Source organism: Nonomuraea sp. H19 (assembly GCF_052068215.1).
In the GTDB taxonomy this organism is placed as follows: domain Bacteria; phylum Actinomycetota; class Actinomycetes; order Streptosporangiales; family Streptosporangiaceae; genus Nonomuraea.
The window spans coordinates 417381-437179 of sequence record NZ_JBQHCV010000008.1; the positions used below are offsets into that span (position 1 = coordinate 417381).

General features: G+C 70.3%; 18 protein-coding genes and 1 pseudogene. 5 read left to right on the forward strand and 14 right to left on the reverse strand.

The genetic code is table 11. The features are described 5' to 3' along the window. Window positions 1–4: 4 nt before the first annotated feature. Window positions 5–1027, reverse strand: a complete 1023-nt coding sequence (gene add / locus ACTMTI_RS20575) for an adenosine deaminase (protein WP_441122045.1) — start codon at window positions 1025–1027, stop codon at window positions 5–7. A 99-nt stretch (window positions 1028–1126) separates the two neighbouring features. On the opposite strand from add, the gene ACTMTI_RS20580 reads away from it, so the two are divergent. Beyond that, window positions 1127–1873, forward strand: coding sequence for a class I SAM-dependent methyltransferase (locus ACTMTI_RS20580; RefSeq protein WP_441122046.1), 747 nt, complete (start codon window positions 1127–1129; stop codon window positions 1871–1873). On the opposite strand, the gene ACTMTI_RS20585 is transcribed toward ACTMTI_RS20580, so the two are convergent. The 3 genes from ACTMTI_RS20585 to ACTMTI_RS20595 form a co-directional block, all read right to left on the reverse strand. Beyond that, window positions 1870–2445: a TetR/AcrR family transcriptional regulator gene (locus ACTMTI_RS20585; RefSeq protein WP_441122047.1), complete on the reverse strand. Its 576-nt coding sequence runs from the start codon at window positions 2443–2445 to the stop codon at window positions 1870–1872. The genes ACTMTI_RS20580 and ACTMTI_RS20585 overlap by 4 nt on opposite strands. A 142-nt stretch (window positions 2446–2587) precedes the next feature. Beyond that, window positions 2588–3472: an oxidoreductase gene (locus ACTMTI_RS20590; protein WP_441122048.1), complete on the reverse strand. Its 885-nt coding sequence runs from the start codon at window positions 3470–3472 to the stop codon at window positions 2588–2590. Between the two features lie 65 nt (window positions 3473–3537). After that, window positions 3538–4302, reverse strand: coding sequence for a hypothetical protein (locus tag ACTMTI_RS20595; protein ID WP_441122049.1), 765 nt, complete (start codon window positions 4300–4302; stop codon window positions 3538–3540). Between the two features lie 72 nt (window positions 4303–4374). Here ACTMTI_RS20595 and ACTMTI_RS20600 point away from each other — a divergent pair. Then, a pseudogene (locus ACTMTI_RS20600) lies at window positions 4375–4824 on the forward strand (Clp protease N-terminal domain-containing protein); the annotation flags it as partial. A 141-nt stretch (window positions 4825–4965) separates the two neighbouring features. Here the strand turns inward: ACTMTI_RS20600 and ACTMTI_RS20605 are convergent. Then, complete coding sequence (locus tag ACTMTI_RS20605) at window positions 4966–5988, reverse strand: GNAT family N-acetyltransferase (protein ID WP_441122050.1); 1023 nt, start codon at window positions 5986–5988, stop codon at window positions 4966–4968. Window positions 5989–6255: 267 nt separating this feature from the next. On the opposite strand from ACTMTI_RS20605, the gene ACTMTI_RS20610 reads away from it, so the two are divergent. Both ACTMTI_RS20610 and ACTMTI_RS20615 read left to right on the forward strand, forming a co-directional pair. Further along, complete coding sequence (locus tag ACTMTI_RS20610) at window positions 6256–7632, forward strand: NAD(P)/FAD-dependent oxidoreductase (protein ID WP_441122051.1); 1377 nt, start codon at window positions 6256–6258, stop codon at window positions 7630–7632. Between the two features lie 185 nt (window positions 7633–7817). Further along, window positions 7818–9425, forward strand: coding sequence for an amidohydrolase (locus ACTMTI_RS20615; protein ID WP_441122052.1), 1608 nt, complete (start codon window positions 7818–7820; stop codon window positions 9423–9425). 52 nt (window positions 9426–9477) lie between these two features. Here ACTMTI_RS20615 and ACTMTI_RS20620 read toward each other — a convergent pair whose 3' ends face one another. The 5 genes from ACTMTI_RS20620 to gap all read right to left on the reverse strand — a co-directional run bounded on the left by ACTMTI_RS20620 (window position 9478) and on the right by gap (window position 13358). Beyond that, window positions 9478–9822, reverse strand: coding sequence for an RNA polymerase-binding protein RbpA (locus ACTMTI_RS20620; RefSeq protein ID WP_090942943.1), 345 nt, complete (start codon window positions 9820–9822; stop codon window positions 9478–9480). Window positions 9823–9897: 75 nt separating this feature from the next. Next, window positions 9898–10128 carry a preprotein translocase subunit SecG gene (gene secG, locus ACTMTI_RS20625; protein ID WP_441122053.1) on the reverse strand — a complete coding sequence of 77 codons (231 nt, stop codon included), beginning with the start codon at window positions 10126–10128 and terminating at the stop codon, window positions 9898–9900. Window positions 10129–10227: 99 nt separating this feature from the next. Then, a complete protein-coding gene (gene tpiA / locus ACTMTI_RS20630) occupies window positions 10228–11013 on the reverse strand; it encodes a triose-phosphate isomerase (RefSeq protein WP_441122054.1) in 786 nt (261 codons plus the stop codon). A gap of 1 nt (window position 11014) precedes the next feature. Continuing rightward, a complete protein-coding gene (locus ACTMTI_RS20635) occupies window positions 11015–12202 on the reverse strand; it encodes a phosphoglycerate kinase (protein WP_441122055.1) in 1188 nt (395 codons plus the stop codon). 151 nt (window positions 12203–12353) lie between these two features. After that, window positions 12354–13358: a type I glyceraldehyde-3-phosphate dehydrogenase gene (gene gap, locus ACTMTI_RS20640; RefSeq protein WP_441122056.1), complete on the reverse strand. Its 1005-nt coding sequence runs from the start codon at window positions 13356–13358 to the stop codon at window positions 12354–12356. A gap of 185 nt (window positions 13359–13543) precedes the next feature. On the opposite strand from gap, the gene ACTMTI_RS20645 reads away from it, so the two are divergent. Beyond that, entirely contained in the window at window positions 13544–14179 is a 636-nt protein-coding gene (locus tag ACTMTI_RS20645) for a hypothetical protein (RefSeq protein ID WP_441122057.1), read from the forward strand. A gap of 310 nt (window positions 14180–14489) precedes the next feature. Here ACTMTI_RS20645 and whiA read toward each other — a convergent pair whose 3' ends face one another. The 4 genes from whiA to uvrC all read right to left on the reverse strand — a co-directional run bounded on the left by whiA (window position 14490) and on the right by uvrC (window position 19681). After that, the gene (gene whiA / locus ACTMTI_RS20650) at window positions 14490–15470 is read right to left on the reverse strand and encodes a DNA-binding protein WhiA (protein ID WP_441122058.1); all 981 of its coding nucleotides are present in this window, start codon (window positions 15468–15470) and stop codon (window positions 14490–14492) included. 73 nt (window positions 15471–15543) lie between these two features. Beyond that, the gene (locus tag ACTMTI_RS20655) at window positions 15544–16503 is read right to left on the reverse strand and encodes a gluconeogenesis factor YvcK family protein (protein WP_441122059.1); all 960 of its coding nucleotides are present in this window, start codon (window positions 16501–16503) and stop codon (window positions 15544–15546) included. Between the two features lie 197 nt (window positions 16504–16700). Further along, on the reverse strand, window positions 16701–17567 hold the full coding sequence (rapZ, locus tag ACTMTI_RS20660) for an RNase adapter RapZ (RefSeq protein WP_441122060.1): 867 nt from the start codon (window positions 17565–17567) through the stop codon (window positions 16701–16703). 209 nt (window positions 17568–17776) lie between these two features. Further along, window positions 17777–19681: an excinuclease ABC subunit UvrC gene (gene uvrC / locus ACTMTI_RS20665; RefSeq protein ID WP_441122103.1), complete on the reverse strand. Its 1905-nt coding sequence runs from the start codon at window positions 19679–19681 to the stop codon at window positions 17777–17779. Window positions 19682–19799 lie beyond the last annotated feature (118 nt).

A 19799-nucleotide genomic window follows, 5' to 3' on the forward strand; every position in this document is an offset into this window, starting at 1 on the left:
GGTCTCAGTTCCCGGCCGCGAGCAGGTCGTCGATCTCTTTGAGCAGCGCCTGCTTGCGGTCCTCGGCCAGGTAGGAGGCCCGGACGCCGTTGCGGGCGAGCTGGGCCAGCTCCTCCTTCCCGAGCCCGAAGGCCTCCGCCGCGACCCGGTACTCGCCGGCCAGGGTGGTGGCGAACATGGGCGGGTCGTCGCTGTTGAGCGTCACGTACAGGCCCTCCTCCAGCAGCCGGGGCAGCGGATGGTCCGCGATGCGGGTGATCTGGCCGGTGCACACGTTGGAGGTCGGGCAGACGTCCAGCGGCAGCTGGGTCTCGCGCAGGTGGGCGACCAGGCGGGGGTCGGCGAGGCAGTTGATGCCGTGGCCGATGCGCTCGGCGCCGTAGCCCTCGATGACCTCCCAGATGCTCTCGGGTCCGGTCATCTCGCCGCCGTGCGGGACGCTGTGCAGTCCGGCGGCGCGGGCCGCGGAGAACGCCGAACGGTAGGCGTCCCGATATTTCAGGCGTTCCTGCTCTATCCCGCCTATGCCGAAACCTACCAATGCGGCGGGAGGTTCCTGGAGCGCGTGATCGAGGGTGACCTTCGCGGCCTCCTCGCCGTACTCGCCGGGGATGTCGAAGATGTACGTCATCTCCACGCCGTGCTCGGCCAGCGAGCGGCGGGCGGCCAGGTCGAGGGCCTCGGTGACCTCGCGCATGGGCATGCCGACCACGTGGTGGGCGTACGGCGTGACCTGCAGCTCCACGTAGCGGGCGCCCTGGGGGGCGAGGTCGCGGGCCAGGCCGAGCACGAGCGTCGCCACGTCCTCCGGCTCGCGGACGAGCTGGTTGACGGCTCGGTACACCCGGGCGAAGTGCGGAAAGTCGCGGAAGCTGTAGAAGCGGCGCAGCTCCTCCTCCGTCGTGGGGACCGTGCTGCCGGGGTGGCGGCGCGACAGTTCCAGCACGGTGGGGACCGAGGCCGAGCCGACCAGGTGGACGTGGAGCTCGACCTTGGGCAGCGCGTCGATGAAGGCGTCGAGGGTCATGGGGACGACCTTAGACGCGACATTTCCCGACTTAATAGCCTTTCTGGCGAAACTTCACAGGAAGATGTTAGGTTCTGCGGCTGGGATACCCTGGATCACGTGACCAACGCCGAAGCGTACGATCGCGGCTTCGCTCAGCTCAGCTCCCACACCGTCGGCCCCCTCCTCGACCGGGCGCATGCCGCCCGCCTGCTCGACGTCGGCTGCGGCACCGGCGTGGTGACGGCGGCCGCGCTCGCCTTAGGCGCCGAGGTCATCGCCGTCGACGCCGATCCGCACATGATCGAGCTGGCCGCCCGCCGGCACCCCTACGCGACGATCCGGCAGGCCGCGCTTCCCGAGCTCCCGTTCGAGGACGGGTCTTTTGACGGTGTGGCCGGAAATTTCGTCATCAATCACGTCTCCGACCCTGGGGACTCGCTCAAGGAGCTGCATCGCGTGCTGCGCCCGGGCGGGACGCTCGCCCTGACGTGGTGGAAGGCCGACGAGATGACCGCCACCAACGTCTTCGCCGACGCCATCACCGCGGCCGGGGTCCCGTACGAGCCGCCGCCCCGGCCGTTCACGGCCAGCGACACCCCGGACCGCTTCACCGCCCTGCTCGCCGAGGCGGGGTTCGTGGGGGCGGCCGTGGAGACCGTACGGTGGTGCCACCAGGTGGATCCCGGGGCCTGGTGGACGGACATCGTGCAGGCGGGCGGCCAGCGGTTCGCGGTGATCGGCAGGCAGCCGCCGGAGGTCGTGGAGCGGATCAGAGCCCACTACATCCGGCTCACGGCACCATACGAGCGCGACGGCTTCCCGGTGTGCGCCTACCTGGCGCACGCGACCCGCTGCCCGGGCTAGCCCTTCGACCAGGCGGTCACCACCGGCATCAGCACACCGTCCACGGACTCCGCGACGAACTCCGCGCCGAACGGCGGCCCGGTGAAGATCATCCGATGCCACACCAGCGCCTCGGCGACCGCGAACAGCCGCGCGGCATCGACGGGCGCGCCCAGCTCACCGCGCTCCACCGCCCGCTCGACCAGCGCCCGTACGTCGCCGAGGTTCTTCGTCGGCATGTGCGCGCGCAGCGTGCGCGCCAGCTCCTGGTTGGACACCAGCGTCGAGGACAGCCCGATGACCACCGTGTGCTTGCGCTCCACCGCCTCGCACAGACCCGCGAAGATGGACGCCAGGTCGCCGCGGAGCGAGCCGGTGTCCTGCCCCGGCGGCGCGTCCATGTCGAACCTGCGGCAGATGACGTCCACCACCAGCTCCGGCTTGCCCGCCCAGCGCCGGTAGATGGTGGCCTTGCTGGCCCTGGCCCGCTTGGCGATCTGGTCGACCGACATCCGGTCGTAGCCGACTTCCGACAGCAGTTCCATCGTGGCGTCGAGAATGGCCCTGTCACGCTCAGGGTCGAGTGGAGCCACGTACACGTCCTTCAGCACTATCGGTTCGGCGACCTCGGGCGTCCCACCCGGGTCAACCGGCTTGTTCTTTGCGGCTCTGATGTTACTCAACGGCCTGTTGCCGGCGCCGCGGCGCGGCACGTGCCCGGGTGGCGGGCAAGCTTCAGGGCTGAGAAGTCGGCCTGTAGGCGATCTCCTCGAATCGCACGCCCGTCAGTTCGATGGACACATCCCAGAGCCGACGGGCGTCCTCTTCGGACCTGGCCCTTTCCGAAGGCGTGAGGATCTTGCACTTGGGGCCGACGAACTCGCCGCCGCGGATGTCGGGCGAGGTGGCGGCGTACAGCGAAGGGTGCGCCCCGGCTTCGGCCGACTGGAAGAACACGCCCAGGAGAGGCTGCAGCGGCCCCAGCTTGACGATGTTCGTGGCGGTGGTGCCCGGGTGGCTGGCCGCGGAGATCAGGCCCGTCCCCGCCCGCTGGGCGCGCCGCTGCAGCTCCAGCATGAAGAGCAGGTTGGCGAGCTTGGACCGCCCGTACGCGCTGAACCGGCTGTACCCGCGCTCCAGGCCCAGGTCATCGAAGTCGATCTTGCCCATGGTGTGCGCGACGCTGGACACGGTCACCACGCGCGCGCCGGGGCGGGCGAGCAGCAGCGGCAGAAGCAGGCCGGTGAGCGCGAAGTGGCCCAGGTGGTTGGTGCCGAACTGCAGCTCGAAGCCGTCTTTGGTCTCCTGCCTGGGGATCAGGCCGATGCCCGCGTTGTTGATCAGCAGGTCGACCCGGTCCACGCCCGCGGCGAACTCCCGGACGGAGGCCAGGTCGGCCAGGTCGAGGTGGGCGTACTCGGCCTGCGCGCCGGGCACCTCCCGCAAAATCAGGTCGACCGCCGCGCCGCCCTTGCCGGCCGAGCGCGCGGCCACGACGACGCGCGCGCCGTGCCGGGCCAGCTCCAGCGCGGTGGGCAGGCCGATGCCGCTGTTGGCGCCGGTCACGATGGCGGTCTTGCCCGTCAGGTCGGGCATGGAGGCAGGGGTCCAGGTGGTCATCGCCGCTCCAAGGTGTGGGTGCGTACGCGGCTCGTGGTGTACGAAACCGTTTCGTACACCATAGCTCATTGATCGAGCCGCTGCCGTGCCCGCCGTTCCTCCCGCTGCGCCACCTCCAGCCGATGGCGGCTGTCGTCGAGCTTCTTGCGGGCCTTGGCGAGCTTGCGTTCCAGGGTCGCGACGCGCTCGGCGCACTCGTCGTACTCCTCGGTGGCGGCCTCCACGGCCTCGCGCCACTCGCGGTGCGCGGCCTCGGCCTCCTGGCGCTCCCTGGCCTTCCTGGCCTCGGTCTCCTCGCGTTCCCTCGCCTCCGCGGCCTGGTCCTCAGGGGTCTTCTTCCGCCTGGCGGCGGGCCGCTCGCGCAGGATGGGGGCGGGCGCGAAGCCGCTGTAGCTGAGCGGCTTGACCAGGTGGCCCTGCCGCACCTGAGCGGCCGCGTCGGCGTCGACGACGGCGGCGTCCAGGGTCTGGTCCACTTCGGCGGCCGCCGCCGGAGACAGGCCCGCCACCTGCCTGATGAGCCGGCCCAGCTTGCCGGTGACCACGCCGCGGCGCTGGGTCAGTTCGGCCAGTGCGTCGGCGTCCTGCTCCTGCCAGGCCGCGCGCAGGCGCTCCCCCACGTCGAGCAGCTCGGCCAGCTCCTCCGGGTGCTCGCGGGCGATCCTGTTGACCGCCCAGGCCGACACTGTGGGCTTGCGCAGCTTGGCGATGTCGCGCGAGAGCCCTGCGTCGCCCGCGTCCTTGGCCGCGCGGGCCTCGGCCTCGCGGGCGGCGGTGAACTCCGGCGGCGGGAGCGCGTAAAGACGGTCGGCCACCTCGTCAAGATCCACACAGCACAAATACCCCACATCCGCTGGTTTCTAGCGCATAGTGGAGACAGCCCCAGCCGAACGGAGGCCCCGGTGTTCGAACGCTTCACCGACCGCGCGCGCAGGGTCGTCGTCCTCGCCCAGGAGGAGGCGCGGATGATGGTCCACAACAACATCGGCACCGAGCACATCCTGCTCGGGCTGATCAGAGAGGGCGAGGGGCTGGCGGCACTGGTGCTCGACGGCTGCGGCGTGGAGCTCGAGCACGTACGCGCCTTCGTGCAGCGCGAGACGGGCCACGACAGCAAGCCGCCGGGGGCGCACATTCCCTTCACCCAGCGCGCCAAGAAGGTGCTGGAGCTGTCGCTGCGCGAGGCGCTCCAGCTGCGCCACAACTACATCGGCACCGAGCACATCCTGCTCGGGTTGATCAGGGAAGGCGAGGGGCTGGCGGCCCGGGCGCTCACGGACGCCGGCGCGGACCTGGCCGACCTGCGCCAGCGCCTGCTCGACGAGCTGCGCCGCAGCTCCAAGGAACGGCCCACCGAGATGTTCTTCTCCGGCCCCCACGCGATGAACGAGCGGCTCACCCAGATCCAGGAGAGCCTGGAACGCATCGAGCGCCACCTGGGCATCCAGCCGCCCGCGCGGCAGGAGCCCGCGGAGCGGCAGGACGAGGAGGGCCTAGGCTGACGCCAGCGCGCCGACGGGCAGCCTGGCCTCCACCACGCCGGGGTCCTCGGTGTAGCCGAGGGTGGCGCCCAGGGAGATCAGCAGCCTGCGCATTCTGACGTTGTCGGAGAGCATGGTGGCCCGGACCTCGGCGTACCCCAGGTCGCGCGCGGAGCACACGAGCATCCTGGCCATCGCGGCACCCAGGCCGCGCCCCTGCCAGCGGTCCTCGACGAGGACGGCCATTTCGGCGATGCCGGGGTCGGGGGTGAACATCAGGTTGGCCATCCCCACGACCTGCCCGTCATGCCCGGCGACCAGCGAATATCCCCTGCTCCTGTCGCACAGCCGGTCGAACATGCGCGACGGCAGCGCGGGCATCGAGGTGTAGTAGCGGAACCTGCGCGACTCGGGCGAGCAGCGGTCGTGCAGGTCGCGTACGGCCTCGCGGTAGATCGAGGTCAGCGGGCGTACGGTGACCTCCACTCCGTCGGCGAGCTTGACCGCGCGCTCGGTGCCGCTCTGCTCACCCGCCGGCTGGGCGAGCCTGGCGAAGGACGCGGCCCTGGCCGCCTCGGTCAGGGTGAAGGGCAGCTCGGCGCGGCGCAGGCGGACCGCACGGCGGGCCGCCACGGGCACGACGAGCTGGGTCGGGTCGGGTAGATCACTCACCGCTTCACCATAGATCCACCTGGCGTCGTCCGCGCGCAGCAGCTCGGCCAGCAGCTCGGGCAGCCGCCACGGCATGGCGCGCAGCCTGGAGGCCAGCAGCAGCGCTCTGGTGGGCTCGTCGGTCAGCTCGTGGGCGGTCGCGGGCACCACCTGGACCCGGCGGCCGCCGGCCGCCTCCAGGGCCTCGCGCACGGTCTCGGGGCTGGCGGGGATGTCGGCGACGAACTCGTCAACGGTTCCGTCGGCGTCGGACTGAACACTGAGGCCGAGGATGTTGCCACCCCTCTCGGCCAGGGCCGAGGCGAGGGAGGCCAGCCGTCCTGGCCGCTCGTCCACCGTGGTGCGGATGCGCAAGAATCCCATGCGTTTGAGCATGCCTGGCGACTGTTACACGTCCGCTAACGACGTGTTTCATCGCGGAATGAACCCATATATCCGGATATTGCCGTGCTTCGCCTCGACGCCCACCGGGCGCGGCCGGCCATCGCCCGCGCGGGGCGGCGGCTACCGGCACGACGGGCGGCGCCGACGGGACGGCGGGGAGCGCTGAGGAACTGGCCGATAGAGGCTCTGTCACGAATTTCGTCGCGAGATGCGACACAGTGTCCGGATATAGCAGGATACGGGAGCATGAGCGTGCGTGTTCCCTTGTCGTCTGAGTTCGTGAACGGTGACGTGTCCTTCTGGTACCGGTCCACCGGCGTGCCCGCCCCCGGCCCCAGGCTGGACGGCGACCTGCAGGCGGACGTGGCGATCGTCGGCGCCGGATACACGGGCCTGTGGACCGCGTACTACCTCAAGCGTGCCCGCCCGTCCCTGCGCGTGGTGGTGCTGGAACAGGAGTTCGCCGGATTCGGCGCCTCCGGCCGCAACGGCGGCTGGCTGACCGGCGACCTGGCGGGCTCCCACGCGCGCTACGGCGAGGGCGCGCGGCGGCTGCAGCGCGTGATGTACGCCTCCATCGACGAGGTCATCGCGGTCTGCGAGAAGGAGTCCATCGACTGCGACCTCGTCAAGGGCGGCGTCGTCAACGTGGCCCGCACCCCCGCCCAGGCGGCCCGGCTGCGCGAGACGGTGTCGGCGGCCCGCGCCTGGGGCATCGGCGAGCCCGACCTGCGCCTGGTGGACCCCGGCGAGCACGTACGGGTGGCCGGGGCGCTGGCCGCCTCCTGGAGCCCGCACTGCGCCCGCATCCAGCCCGCCAAGCTCGCCCAGGGGCTGGCCAGGGTCGTCCGCGACCTCGGCGTGCCCATCTACGAGCGCACCCCGGTGACGGAGATCGCCCCGCATCGCGCGGTCACCCCGTACGGCACCGTCACGGCCGGCCACGTGATCCGCGCGACGGAGGGCTTCACCGCCCGCCTGCGCGGCCTGCGCCGCCAGTGGCTGCCCATGAACAGCTCCATGATCGTCACCGAGCCCCTCCCTCCGTCGTTCTGGGAGGAGGTCGGCTGGCGCGGCGGCGAGCTGCTCGGGGACATGGCGCACTACTACATGTACGCCCAGCGCACCGCCGACGACCGCATCGCCTTCGGCGGCCGTGGCCGGCCCTATCTGTACGGCTCCCGTATCGACGCGCGCGGCCACACGCACGAGTGGACGGTCGAGGCCCTGTGGCGGCTGCTGACCGAGTTCTTCCCCGCCGCCCGTTCCTCGTCGGTCGCGCACGCCTGGTCGGGAGTGCTCGGGGTGCCGCGCGACTGGTGCTCGACCGTCCACGTCGACCCGGCCACGGGCCTGGGCTGGGCCGGCGGCTACACCGGGCACGGCGTCACCACCACGAACCTGGCCGGCCGCACGCTCCGGGACCTGGTCCTCGGTGAGGAGACGGAGCTGACGACGCTGCCCTGGGTCGGCCGCCGCGTCCGCCCGTGGGAGCCGGAGCCGCTGCGATGGCTCGGCGTGCACACGATGTACCGCCTGTACCGCGTGGCCGACCACCGCGAACGCTCCCGCCCGCGCACCTCGGCCCTGGCCCGCCTCGCCGACCTCATCACCGGCCACTGAAGGGCGGCGCCGCCGCACGCCCCGCCACCCGGGGCGTGCGACCCAACAGCGCACGGCCCCCGGCATGGCGGCGTACGCCGGTGGCCCACGCACCGCCGGGAGGATGGGACGGTGACGAAGGATGGGCGTCGGTGGTGCAGCCGGCGCCCGCAAAGTGTGTGTGACCCATGAGAGGAAGACCCTGGATGAACATCCTCTTCCGAGGAGGGCGCGTCTTCGCCCCCGGTGGCGTCGTGGCGGCGGCCGTGCTGGTCACCGATGGTGTGATCGCCGCGATGGGCCGCGAGGAGGAGCTGGCCCGTCAGGCGCCGTCCCACGAGACGGTGGATCTGGCCGGTGCCCTGCTGACGCCGGGATTCATCGACGCGCACATCCACCCGATCCAGGCGGGCCTGGAACGGGCGAAGTGCGATTTGTCGGAGATTTACGGCCTAGACGCGTACATAGCGAAGATCGCCGACTATGCCGCGAAAAATCGTGAGAAAGAGTGGATTGATGGCGGTGGCTGGGACATGTCGGCGTTCCCGAACGGCCTCCCCCATCGCGACCACCTGGACTTCCTCGACCGCCCGGCCTACCTGATCCAGCGCGACCACCACGCCGCCTGGGTCAACACCCGCGCCCTCGATCTGGCCGGAATCACCAAGGACACCCCCGACCCGGCGGACGGCCGCATCGAGCGCGACCCGGACGGCACCCCCACCGGTGTCCTGCACGAGGGCGCGATGGACCTGGTCGGCCTGCGAACCCCCCGCCCGGCCCCCCAGGACCTGGACAACGCGCTGGCGGACGCGCAGCGGCACCTGTTCTCGCTGGGCGTCACCGGCTGGCAGGACGCCATCGTGGGCTCCTACGCGGGCTCCGGCGACCAGTTGCCCACCTACCTGGCGGCGGCCCGCGAGGGGCGGCTACGGGCGCGGGTGACGGGCGCCCTGTGGTGGGACCGGACGCGTGGCCTGGACCAGCTCGACGACCTGGTCCGGCGCCGGGCCTCGGCCGAGGGCCTCGACCGCTTCAAGGCCACCTCGGTCAAGATCATGCAGGACGGCATCACGGAGAACTTCACGGCCGCGACACTTGAGCCGTACTGCCTGTGTGGTGGCACGGGCCTGTCGTACGTGGAGCCGGACAAGCTCAAGAAGTACGTGGCGGAGCTGGACAGGCTGGGTTTCCAGGTGCATTTCCACGCGATCGGCGAGCGGGCCGTGCGCGAGGCGCTGGACAGCTTCGAAGGCACGAACCCCGCCAACCGCCACCACATCGCCCACCTGCAGATCATCGAGCCCGCGGACGTGCCGCGCTTCGCCGCCCTGGGCGTCACGGCCAACCTGCAGCCGCTGTGGGCCACGCACCACGCGCAGATGGACGAGCTGACGCTGCCCTACCTCGGGGAGCCGCGCTCGTCCTGGCAGTATCCGTTCAAGGACCTGCTCGATCACGGGACGCGATTCTGCGCGGGCAGTGACTGGCCGGTCTCCAGCGCCGACCCGCTGCAGGGCATGCACGTGGCGGTGAACCGTACGGAGCCGGGCGGCTCGGTCCACGCCGATTACCCGACCGCGCAGACGCCGTTCCTGCCGGGCCAGCGCCTCGACTTGGCCACGGCCATGACCGCGTACACCGCCGGCTCGGCCTGGATCAACTGCTCCCCGGCGGGCGTCATCGAGCCGGGCCGCCCGGCCGACCTGGTGGTCCTGGACCGGGATCCGTTCGAGCTCGCGCCGCGGGACATCTGGACGACGCGGGTGCGGATGACGTTCGTGGACGGCGAGCCGGTCTACGAACGCCCCTGACGGATGCCGAAGGGCCCCGGCACACGTGCCCGGGGCCCTTCGCCATGCGTTATTACCAGGGGGACTTGTTGTTACGCAGGCGCTCCAGTGCCTCCTCGAGGATCGCCTTGCCGTCCTTGTCGCTCCTGCGCTCCTTCACATAAGCCAGGTGCGTCTTGTACGGCTCGTTCTTAGGCGGGGCAGGCGGGGCCTCCTCGTCCTGTCCGGCTGGGAGGCCACAACGTGGGCAATCCCACAGCTCGGGGACCGCCGCATCGCTGGCGAAACTGGGGCGCGTCTCGTGCATGTTGGCGCACCAGAACGAGACCCGCACTCTCGGAGCTGCCTCGCCGCGCTCGGCCTCCCCCATAGGGCCGGCGCCGACTCGGCTGCCACGGATCGCGTTGCCACTACCCACGGATGAACTCCTCGCTCGATCGCCCCGCGTAAGAACACGGGGGGAGAATCACTGTCACGCGTTAACTTTGTTTGCTCAGGGCCGCACGAGCAGGCCGAGAGCGATGATGCAGACGAACCAGATCGTGCCGGTGATGATGGTCAGCCGGTCGAGGTTGCGCTCCACCACCGAGGAACCACCGAAGTTCGACGAGAAACCGCCGCCGAACATGTCAGACAGGCCACCACCCTTGCCCTTGTGGAGCAGGACGAGCAGGATCATGAGAAGGCTCGCCAGGATGAGGGCGATGGAGATTCCGATTTCCACGGTATGCCTGTTCCTTCAATGCTCTGTTACGCGTGACGATTCAAACTTGCCTCTTGAGGGTACGACCTGCTGTCAAGTCGCACCCCCAGAACGACTCAGTTAGCCCGGCATATCGGAGAACCGGCAGATCTTCGCGAAGTCCCCGGCGTCGATGCTGGCACCGCCCACGAGCGCGCCGTCGACATCCGGTTGTGCCATGATCCCTGCGATGTTGCCTGACTTGACCGAGCCTCCGTAAAGGATACGGATCGCCGAGGCCACTTCGGAGTCATAGAGCTCAGCGAGTCTGATTCGCAATGCGCCGCAGACCTCTTGGGCGTCCTCGGGGGTGGCCACCTCGCCGGTGCCGATCGCCCACACCGGCTCGTAGGCCACCACTATCGATTTTGCCTGCTCGGCGGAGATCTTGCGCAGCGCTCCGTCGAGTTGGCCGAGACTGTGCGCGATGTGGCCGCCTTCTTGGCGCACCGCAAGGCCCTCGCCCACGCACAGGATGGGGGTGATCGAGTGCCGGTAGGCGGCCTGCACCTTGGCGTTGACGAGGTCGTCGTCCTCACCGTGGTACTGCCGCCGTTCGGAGTGGCCGATCACGACGTAGGAGCAGCCGAGCTTGGCCAGCATGACGCCCGACACCTCACCGGTGTAGGCGCCGCCGTCGTGCTGCGACAGGTCCTGCGCGCCGTACACGATCCTGAGCTTGTCACCGTCCACCAGGGTCTGGACGCTGCGCAGGTCGGTGAACGGCGGCAGGACGGCGACCTCGACCTTGTCGAAGTCCTTGTCATTGAGAGCGAAGGCCAGCTTCTGGACCAGCGCGATGGCCTCGAGGTGGTTGAGGTTCATCTTCCAGTTGCCGGCGATGAGCGGCTTGCGCTGCTGTGTCAACTCACGTCTCCAGGGCGGCGAGTCCGGGGAGGGTCTTGCCCTCAAGGTATTCGAGGCTGGCTCCGCCACCGGTGGAAATGTGCGAGAAACCATCCTCGGGGAGGTCCAGCTTACGCACCGCGGCCGCGGAGTCGCCGCCGCCGACCACGGTGAACGCGTCGGAGGCGATCAGTGCCTCGGCCACCGCCCTGGTGCCGCCGGAGAACGCGTCGAACTCGAACACGCCCATGGGGCCGTTCCAGAACACGGTCCTGGCGTCGGCCAGCTTGGCGGCGAACAGCTCGCGGGTCCTGGGCCCGATGTCGAGCCCCTCCCGGTCGGCCGGGATCGCCGTGGCCTCGACCACGTCGTGCTCGGCGTCGGCGGCGAAGGTGACCGCGGCCAGCACGTCGACGGGCAGGACGAGCTCGACGCCGCGCTTGGCGGCCTCGTCGAGGAAGCCGCGCACCTGATCGAGCTGGTCTTCTTGGAGCAGCGAATTGCCGACCTCGTGGCCCTGGGCCTTGAGGAAGGTGTACGCCATGCCGCCGCCGATCAGCAACCGGTCGACCTTGGTCAGCAGGTTGGCGATGACGCCGAGCTTGTCGGAGACCTTGGCGCCGCCCAGCACCACCGCGTAGGGCCGCGCGGGGTCCTCGGTCAGCTTCTTCAGCACCTCGACCTCGGCCACGACCAGCCCGCCCGCCCCGTGCGGCAGCAGCTCGGGCACGTCGTAGACGCTGGCGTGCTTGCGGTGCACCGCGCCGAACCCGTCCCCGACGTAGAGCTCGGCCAGCCCGGCCAGCTTCTCGGCGAAGGCGCCGCGCGCGGCGTCGTCCTTGGACTCCTCGCCCGGCTCGTAGCGGAGGTTCTCCAGCAGCGCCACCTGGCCGTCCTGGAGCGCTTCAACGGTGCCCCGGGCGCTGTCGCCCACCACGTCGGCGGCGAAGGCCACCTCCTGGCCGAGCAGCTCGCCGAGCCGCGCGGCCACCGGCCGGAGCGAGTATTTCGGCTCGGCCTTGCCCTTGGGCCTGCCCAGATGGGCGCAGACGACGACCTTGGCACCCCGGTCGACCAGGGCCTTGATCGTCGGCACCGACGCGCGGATGCGGCCGTCGTCGGTGATCGTCTCCCCGTCGAGGGGGACGTTGAGGTCGGCGCGCACGAGCACGCGCCGCCCCTTCACGTCGAGATCGTCGAGCGTGCGCATGCTCATGCTCCTCTAATCGTGCTCATGGCCTCACTCCGTGAGGCGGCTCGGTCGCCAAATGCCGCCACCTTCCCCCGCTCTGGTCGCTACGCTCCCGCCGCTCCTCCAGGCAACGGCACTCCCTCGCGGGCTCATGGTGTCGGCACCGGCGTCAGAGGCCGCGGCCCACCAGCTCGATGAGGTCGGCGAGGCGGTTGGAGTAGCCCCACTCGTTGTCGTACCAGCCGACGACCTTGACCTGGTTGCCGATGACCTTGGTGAGGCCGGCGTCGAAGATGCAGGAGGCCGGGTCGGTGACGATGTCGGAGGAGACGATCTCGTCCTCGGTGTAGCTGAGGATGCCCTTGAGCGGGCCCTCGGCGGCGGCGCGGACCGCGGCGTTGACCTCCTCGACGGTGACGTCACGGCTGACGTCGACGGTGAGGTCGGTGGCCGAGCCGGTGGGGATCGGCACGCGCATGGCGAAGCCGTCGAGCTTGCCCTTGAGCTCGGGCAGGACCAGGCCGATGGCCTTGGCGGCGCCGGTGGAGGTGGGCACCACGTTGAGCGCGGCGGCGCGGGCGCGGCGCAGGTCCTTGTGCGGGCCGTCCTGCAGGTTCTGGTCCTGCGTGTAGGCGTGGATGGTGGTCATCAGCCCCTTCTCGATGGTGAAGGAGTCGTGCAGGACCTTGGCCATCGGCGCCAGGCAGTTGGTGGTGCAGGAGGCGTTGGAGATGATGGTGTGCTTGGCCGGGTCGTAGCCGCCGTCGTTGACGCCCATGACGACCGTGAAGTCCTCGTTCTTCGCCGGGGCGGAGATGATGACCTTCTTCGCGCCGTTGTCGGCGTGCACCTTGGCCTTGGTGGCGTCGGTGAACAGGCCGGTGGACTCCAGGACCACGTCCACGCCGAGGTCGCCCCAGGGCAGCTTGCCGGGGTCGCGCTCCTCGAAGACCTTGATCGCCTTGCCGTCGACCGTGATCTCGTCACTGGTGGCCTTCACCTCGTAGGGCAGGCGGCCGAGGATGCTGTCGTACTTCAGCAGGTGAGCGAGGGTCGCGTTGTCGGTCAGGTCGTTGACCGCGACGATCTCGATGTCCTTGCCACTGGCGGCGACAGCGCGCCAGAAATTGCGACCGATGCGGCCGAAGCCGTTGACGCCTACGCGGATGCTCACGGGAACCGATCTCCTCGTATCAGATGCCGGGCTGAAACCTCAACCACGAACCTTATCGGACCCAAATTGGTTTAGACCACTACAGCCCCCGCCCTGCGTATCACGGTTTCGGAGGCATGATTTGTGCGCTTCGAGTAAAGTGCCCGACTCGTCGGAGTAAATTCGTGCATTCTCTGGGGGCTGAGATGTCACATAAGCGGTCCGGCCTGCTTCCCGGACTCGTCATCGGTCTCGTCGCCGCACTGATCTGCGCGGCCGCGCTGGGGGCCGCCGTGCTGTTCCAGGGGCGCCTGCCCGTCGCCCTCACGGCGTTCGGCAACGGCGTGCCTCTTTCCCTGGCGCTGTCCCTCGCGATCGCCCTGCTGATCTCTCTGAGCATGGGCGCGGTACGCCCGCGCAGCGGCATCCTGCCTCCCATGGCCGCACTGTACGCGGGCGGGGCCGTGGTGGCCGGGCAGATCGCGGGCTCGTCGATCATGATCGGTTCCGCCCTGCGCGGCAAGGGCACCCCGGCCGACCTGGCAGACATCACCACGGACAACGTCAGGGCGGGCCTCCCCCAAGCGCTCTCCCTCTACCGCGAACCGCTGACGGAGACGTGGCCGGCCTGGCTCTACATCGCCATGTCAGCCTTGGCCGCGCTCATGCTGGTCACTCTGCGAGTGGCCCGCGTCCGCCGCGCCCAGCGCACGCACGCGGCCGAGCAGGCCCAGGAGGAGACGCAAGAGCCGGAGTACCGGGCCCCGTTCGAGCCCGCCCAGTCCCCGGCCCACAAGCCCGCCGGCGACCTGTTCACCCCACGCAACCCCGCCGGGGGCTGACCGTCACATCGCGCAGTCCGCGCACAAACGCATCACTCACCCGGCCACGCCGAGCCCCCTCCCCGACGCACCCGAAGTGCCCGGGGACCAGCCACCCCATCCTCCCGAGAACCGCGGTCAGAACAACCGCGGAAACCGGCCAAGCGTGCGCTCGTCACGGCGAGCACCCCGTGAGCCTTCACGACCGGCCATGACAGACGGGCACCGACGTCGGCGCGTGCGGCTCACTCCGCCGGCCGTAAAACATGAAACCCCCGGGCACGCCTACGGCACGACCGGCCCGCTTCCTCAGCCGTCAGAACGGCGCCCCTCATGGGGAGAGCATGTCGACGGTCAGATTCGCCTCGGTGTTGGGGATGCCGAGATCAGAGGCGCGCTTGTCGGCCATGGCCAGCAGCCGCCGGATCCGCCCGGCGATCGCGTCCTTGGTCAGCGGCGGATCCGCGATCTGTCCCAGCTCCTCCAAAGACGCCTGCTTGTGCTCCACCCGCAGCCGCCCGGCCACCACCAGGTGGTCAGGGGCCTCCTCACCGAGGATCTCCAGCGCCCGCTGCACCCGCGCGCCCGCCGCCACCGCGGCCCGCGCCGAGCGCCGCAGGTTCGCGTCGTCGAAGTTGGCCAGCCGGTTCGCGGTGGCCCGCACCTCGCGGCGCATCCGCCGTTCCTCCCAAGCCAGCACGCTGTCATGCGCCCCTAGCCGGGTGAGCAGCGCACTGATCGCGTCACCGTCGCGCACGACGACCCGGTCAACCCCCCGCACCTCGCGCGCCTTCGCATGGATCTTCAGCCGCCGCGCGGAGCCCACCAGCGCGAGCGCCGCCTCCGGCCCCGGGCAGGTGACCTCGAGCGACATCGACCGCCCCGGCTCGGTCAGCGAGCCGTGCGCCAGGAACGCGCCCCGCCACGCCGCCTCGGCGTCGCACGCGGCGCCCGCCACGACCTGGCGCGGCAGGCCGCGCACCGGGCGGCCGTGATTGTCGATCAGGCCCGTCTGGCGGGCGAGCGCCTCACCGTCGCGGTAGACGCGCACCACGTAGCGCGAGCCCTTGCGCAGGCCGGCAGGCGCGAGCACGAGCACCTCCGCCTTGTGGCCGAACACCTCGCCGATGTCCTTGATCAGTCGCCGTGCGGTGGCGTTGGTGTCGAGCTCCGCCTCTATCACGATCCGCCCGCCCACCAGGTGCAGGCCGCTGGCGAACCGCAGCAGCGTCGAAACCTCCGCCTTGCGGCAGCACGGCTTCAGCACCGGCAGGCGGCTCAGCTCATCTTTCACCACACCTGTCATTGCCATAAGCGTTAGTCCTCTCCCCCATTCAGACCGGCTCTCGTCAGTCTCTCGCACCTTCGCGCCACGCCGACCAGGATCAACGCTTCTGGAGGAAAATCTCGTCCAGGACGGAGGCAAGACGTCGTGGGTCATGCCTCGGAGAGCCGTCGGCGGCCGCCACGTCGGCCATGACGAGCCGGGCGCCGAGCGCGGCGGCGGCCTTCTCCAGCGCGCCGGGGTCGTCGACCACTCCGGTGTCGGCGAGTACGACGTCAATGGACAGGTCGGGCGCGTGCTGCCCGAGCACCTCGAGATGCTGTTGCGGGGAGAAGTCGTCGGTCTCGCCTACCTGGGGTGCCAGATTGAGCGTGACGAGCCGCTTGGCCCTGGTCTCGTGCAGGGCCCTGGCCAGCTCGGGCACCTTGAGGTGCGGCAGCACGCTGGTGAACCACGACCCGGGCCCGAACACCACCCAGTCGGCCTCCAGCACCGCCGTGACGGCCTCGGGCCGCGCGGGCGGGTCCTCCGGGACCAGGGAGATGGCCTGGACGCGACCGGGCGTCAAGGCGCACGCGACCTGCCCGCACACGGTCGAGATGACGCCGTCGAGCTCCACCTCGGCCACGATGTCCAGCGGCACCGACGCCATCGGCAGCACCCGGCCGTGCGCACCCAGCAGCCGCCCGACCCAGTCGAGCCCGGCCACAGGGTCGCCGAGCAGCTCCCACAGCGCCACGATGAGCAGGTTGCCGACGGCGTGCCCGTGCAGCTCGCCCTCGCTGCGGAAGCGGTGCTGCACCACTTCGCTCCAGGTGCTGCCCCACTCGTCGTCGCCGCACAGCGCGGCCAGCGCCATCCGCAGGTCGCCGGGCGGCAGCACGCCGAGCTCACGGCGCAGCCGCCCGCTGGAGCCGCCGTCGTCGGCCACGGTCACCACCGCGGTCAGCCGGTCGGTGACGACCCGTAATGCCGACAGGGACGCGAACAACCCGTGCCCCCCGCCCAGCGCCACCACGCGGGGTCCGAACTCCGCGTACTGCCCGCGCGGGAACGGCACGCCATCCCACCCTTCCTCAGCCGAGCGCGAACCCCGCGCAGAAGACGCCCCGATCTCCACCGATCGCGCGCCGCCCACCGGAGACACGCCACCGCCGGCCCCGGCCGAGCGCGAAAGATCTACCGGCGGGATCGGGCCACCGCCCGAGTCCGCCGCTACCGGATCCGGCGAAGCCGCGGGTGTGAAGCCTTCATCGGTCACTCCCGCCCCACATCCCGGTGGCTCACCTGGACTTCCATCCCGCGGTCGCGCAGGCGGGCGGCGACCTGTTCGGCCATGGCCACACTGCGGTGCTTGCCGCCCGTGCAGCCCACCGCCAGCGTCGCGTAGCTCTTGCCCTCGCGGGCGTATCCGCCGGCGACCACCCGCAAGACCTCCTCATAGGCGTCCAGGAACTCCTTGGCCCCAGGCTGGCCCAGGACGTAGTCGCTGACGGCGGCCTCCAGCCCGTTCATCGGCCGCAGTTCGGGCACCCAGTGCGGGTTGGGCAAAAACCGGCAGTCCACGACGAGATCGGCGTCGACCGGCAGGCCGTATTTGAACCCGAAGGACACCACGTTGAGCCGCAGCCCCGGCCGGTCCTCGCCGCCGAAATAAGTGACGATCTTGTTGCGCAGCTCGTGGACGTTGTGGCTGGAGGTGTCGATCACCAGGTCCGCGTTGGCCCGCACCTCGCGGAGGATGCCCCGCTCGCGGGCGATCCCGTCGACCAGCCGCCCCTCGCCCTGCAGCGGGTGCGGCCTGCGGACGTTTTCGAACCGGCGCACCAGCTCCTCGTCGCTGGCCTCCAGGAACACCACCCGGACCCCCACCCCGCGCCCTTCGAGCTCCTCGATGGCCGCGTTGAGGTCGGTGGTGAAGGCCAGGCTGCGCACGTCGACGACGGCCGCCACCTTGTCGGCGGCCAGCTTGACCTTGCCTGCCTCCTCGGCCATCGCGAACAGCAGCCCTGGCGGCAGGTTGTCGATGACGAACCAGCCCAGATCCTCGAGCGCTTTGGCCGCGGTGCTCCGCCCCGCCCCGGACATGCCGGTCACGATGACGAACGCCCGGTCGCTGCTCATCGCCTCACTCCGTCCGTCAGCCCGGTCACCGGCACCGCGGGTGTCCATGTCAACGCCCCTTCCGGCCGGCGCCATCGGCCGGCCCCACGACCTGGGCGCTCGCCGCACGGCGGCCGTCCCACACGCCCGGCTCGGTCATCGCGGCACGCCATCCACCATAGCGGCTCGGCCGTGGGTTCCGGCGTACGGGCCGGAGCCTCGTGGCGGGATCAAGGTGAGTCTCCCTTCAGCGTCGACACGATGACCTCGGCGAGGGACGGGCCGATGCCGGGGACCTCGCACATCTCGGCGGCAGTGGCCTCGCGCAGCTTCTTCACGGAGCCGAAGTGCTTGAGCAGCGCCTGCCTGCGGGCCGGACCGAGGCCGGGCACGCCGTCGAGCGCGCTCTCCTTCACCGTCTTCGACCTCTTGGAACGGTGGTAGGTGATGGCGAACCTGTGCGCTTCGTCCCGCACACGTTGCAGCAGGTAGAGACCTTCGCTTGACCGGGGCATGATCACCGGCTGGTCGTCGCCCGGCAGCCACACCTCCTCCAGCCGCTTGGCCAGCCCGCACACGGCCACGTCGTCGATGCCGAGCTCGTCCAGCGCCCGCTGCGCGGCGGCCGCCTGGGGTCCGGCTCCGTCGACCACCACCAGGTTGGGCGGGTAGGCGAACTTGCGCGGTTTGCCCGTCTCGGGATCGATGGGGCCGTGACCGTTGTCGTCGTCGGCGGCCAGCTCGCCGGTCGCGGAGCGCTCCTCCAGGTAGCGGCGGAACCGCCGCATGATCACCTCGTGGATCGAGGCGACGTCGCCCTCCTTGGTCTTGACGGCGAAGCGCCGGTATTCGCTCTTGCGCGCCAGTCCGTCCTCGAAGACCACCATCGACGCCACGACGTTCTCGCCCTGCAGGTGGGAGACGTCGTAGCACTCGACGCGCAGCGGCGCCTGGTCGAGGTCCAGCGCGTCGGCGATCTCCTGCAGCGCTTTGCTGCGCGTGGTCAGGTCGCTGGCGCGGCGGATCTTGTGCTGCGCCAGCGACTCCTTGGCGTTGCGCTCGACGGTCTCCATCAGCGACCGCTTGTCGCCCCGCTGCGGCACGCGTAGCTCGACGCGGGCGCGGCGCTGCTCGGCCAGCAGTTCGGCGACCGCCTCGCTGTCGGGCGGCAGGGCGGGCACGAGCACCTCGCGGGGCATCGACTCAGGGCTCGCCTCGGCGTACATCTGCAGCAGGAACTGCTCGACCAGCTCGCCGGGCGTGGTCTCCTCGACCTTGTCGACCACCCAGCCGCGCTGGCCGCGGATGCGGCCGCCGCGCACGTAGAAGACTTGCACGGCGGCTTCGAGCGGGTCCTCGGCCAGCGCGATCACGTCGGCGTCGGTGCCTTCGCCCAGCACGACCGCCTGCTTCTCCAGCGCCCGCTGCAGCGCCTGGATGTCGTCCCTGAGCCGGGCCGCGCGCTCGTATTCCTGCTCGGCGGCGGCGTCGCGCATCTCCTTCTCCAGCCGCTTGATGAAGCGACCGGTATTGCCCGCCATGAAGTCGCAGAAGTCCTCGGCCAGCTCACGGTGCTCTTGCGGGGTGACCCGGCCGACGCACGGCGCCGAGCACTTGTCGATGTAGCCGAGCAGGCATGGCCGGCCGATCTGCCCGGCCCGCTTGAACACCCCGGCGCTGCACGTGCGTACGGGGAAGACCCGCAGCAGCAGGTCGACGGTCTCCCTGATGGCCCAGGCATGCGAGTAGGGCCCGAAATAACGCGTGCCCTTGCGCTTGGCCCCGCGCATGACCTGCACCCGGGGGAAGTCGTCGCCCATGGTGACCGCGAGGTAGGGATAGGACTTGTCGTCGCGGTATTTCACGTTGAAGCGCGGGTCGAACTCCTTGATCCAGGAGTATTCGAGCTGCAGCGCCTCGACCTCGGTGCCGACGACGGTCCAGTCGACGTCGGCGGCCGTGGTCAGCATCGACTGCGTGCGCGGATGCAGCGCGGAGAAGTCCGCGAAGTACGAGTTGAGCCGCTGGCGCAGGCTCTTGGCCTTGCCCACGTAGATCACCCGGCCGTGCGCATCCCTGAACCGGTAGACCCCCGGCGAATCGGGGATCGAACCCGGCTTGGGCCGGAAACTCAAGGGGCTGCCAGTAGATCTCGCCACGCCCAAAGCCTAGTAGCCCTGACCGACAAGGTGACCCGTCGCGGGCCGGGCGCCGGAGCGGCCCGCCGTACACCCCCGGGCACGACGAGCTCCC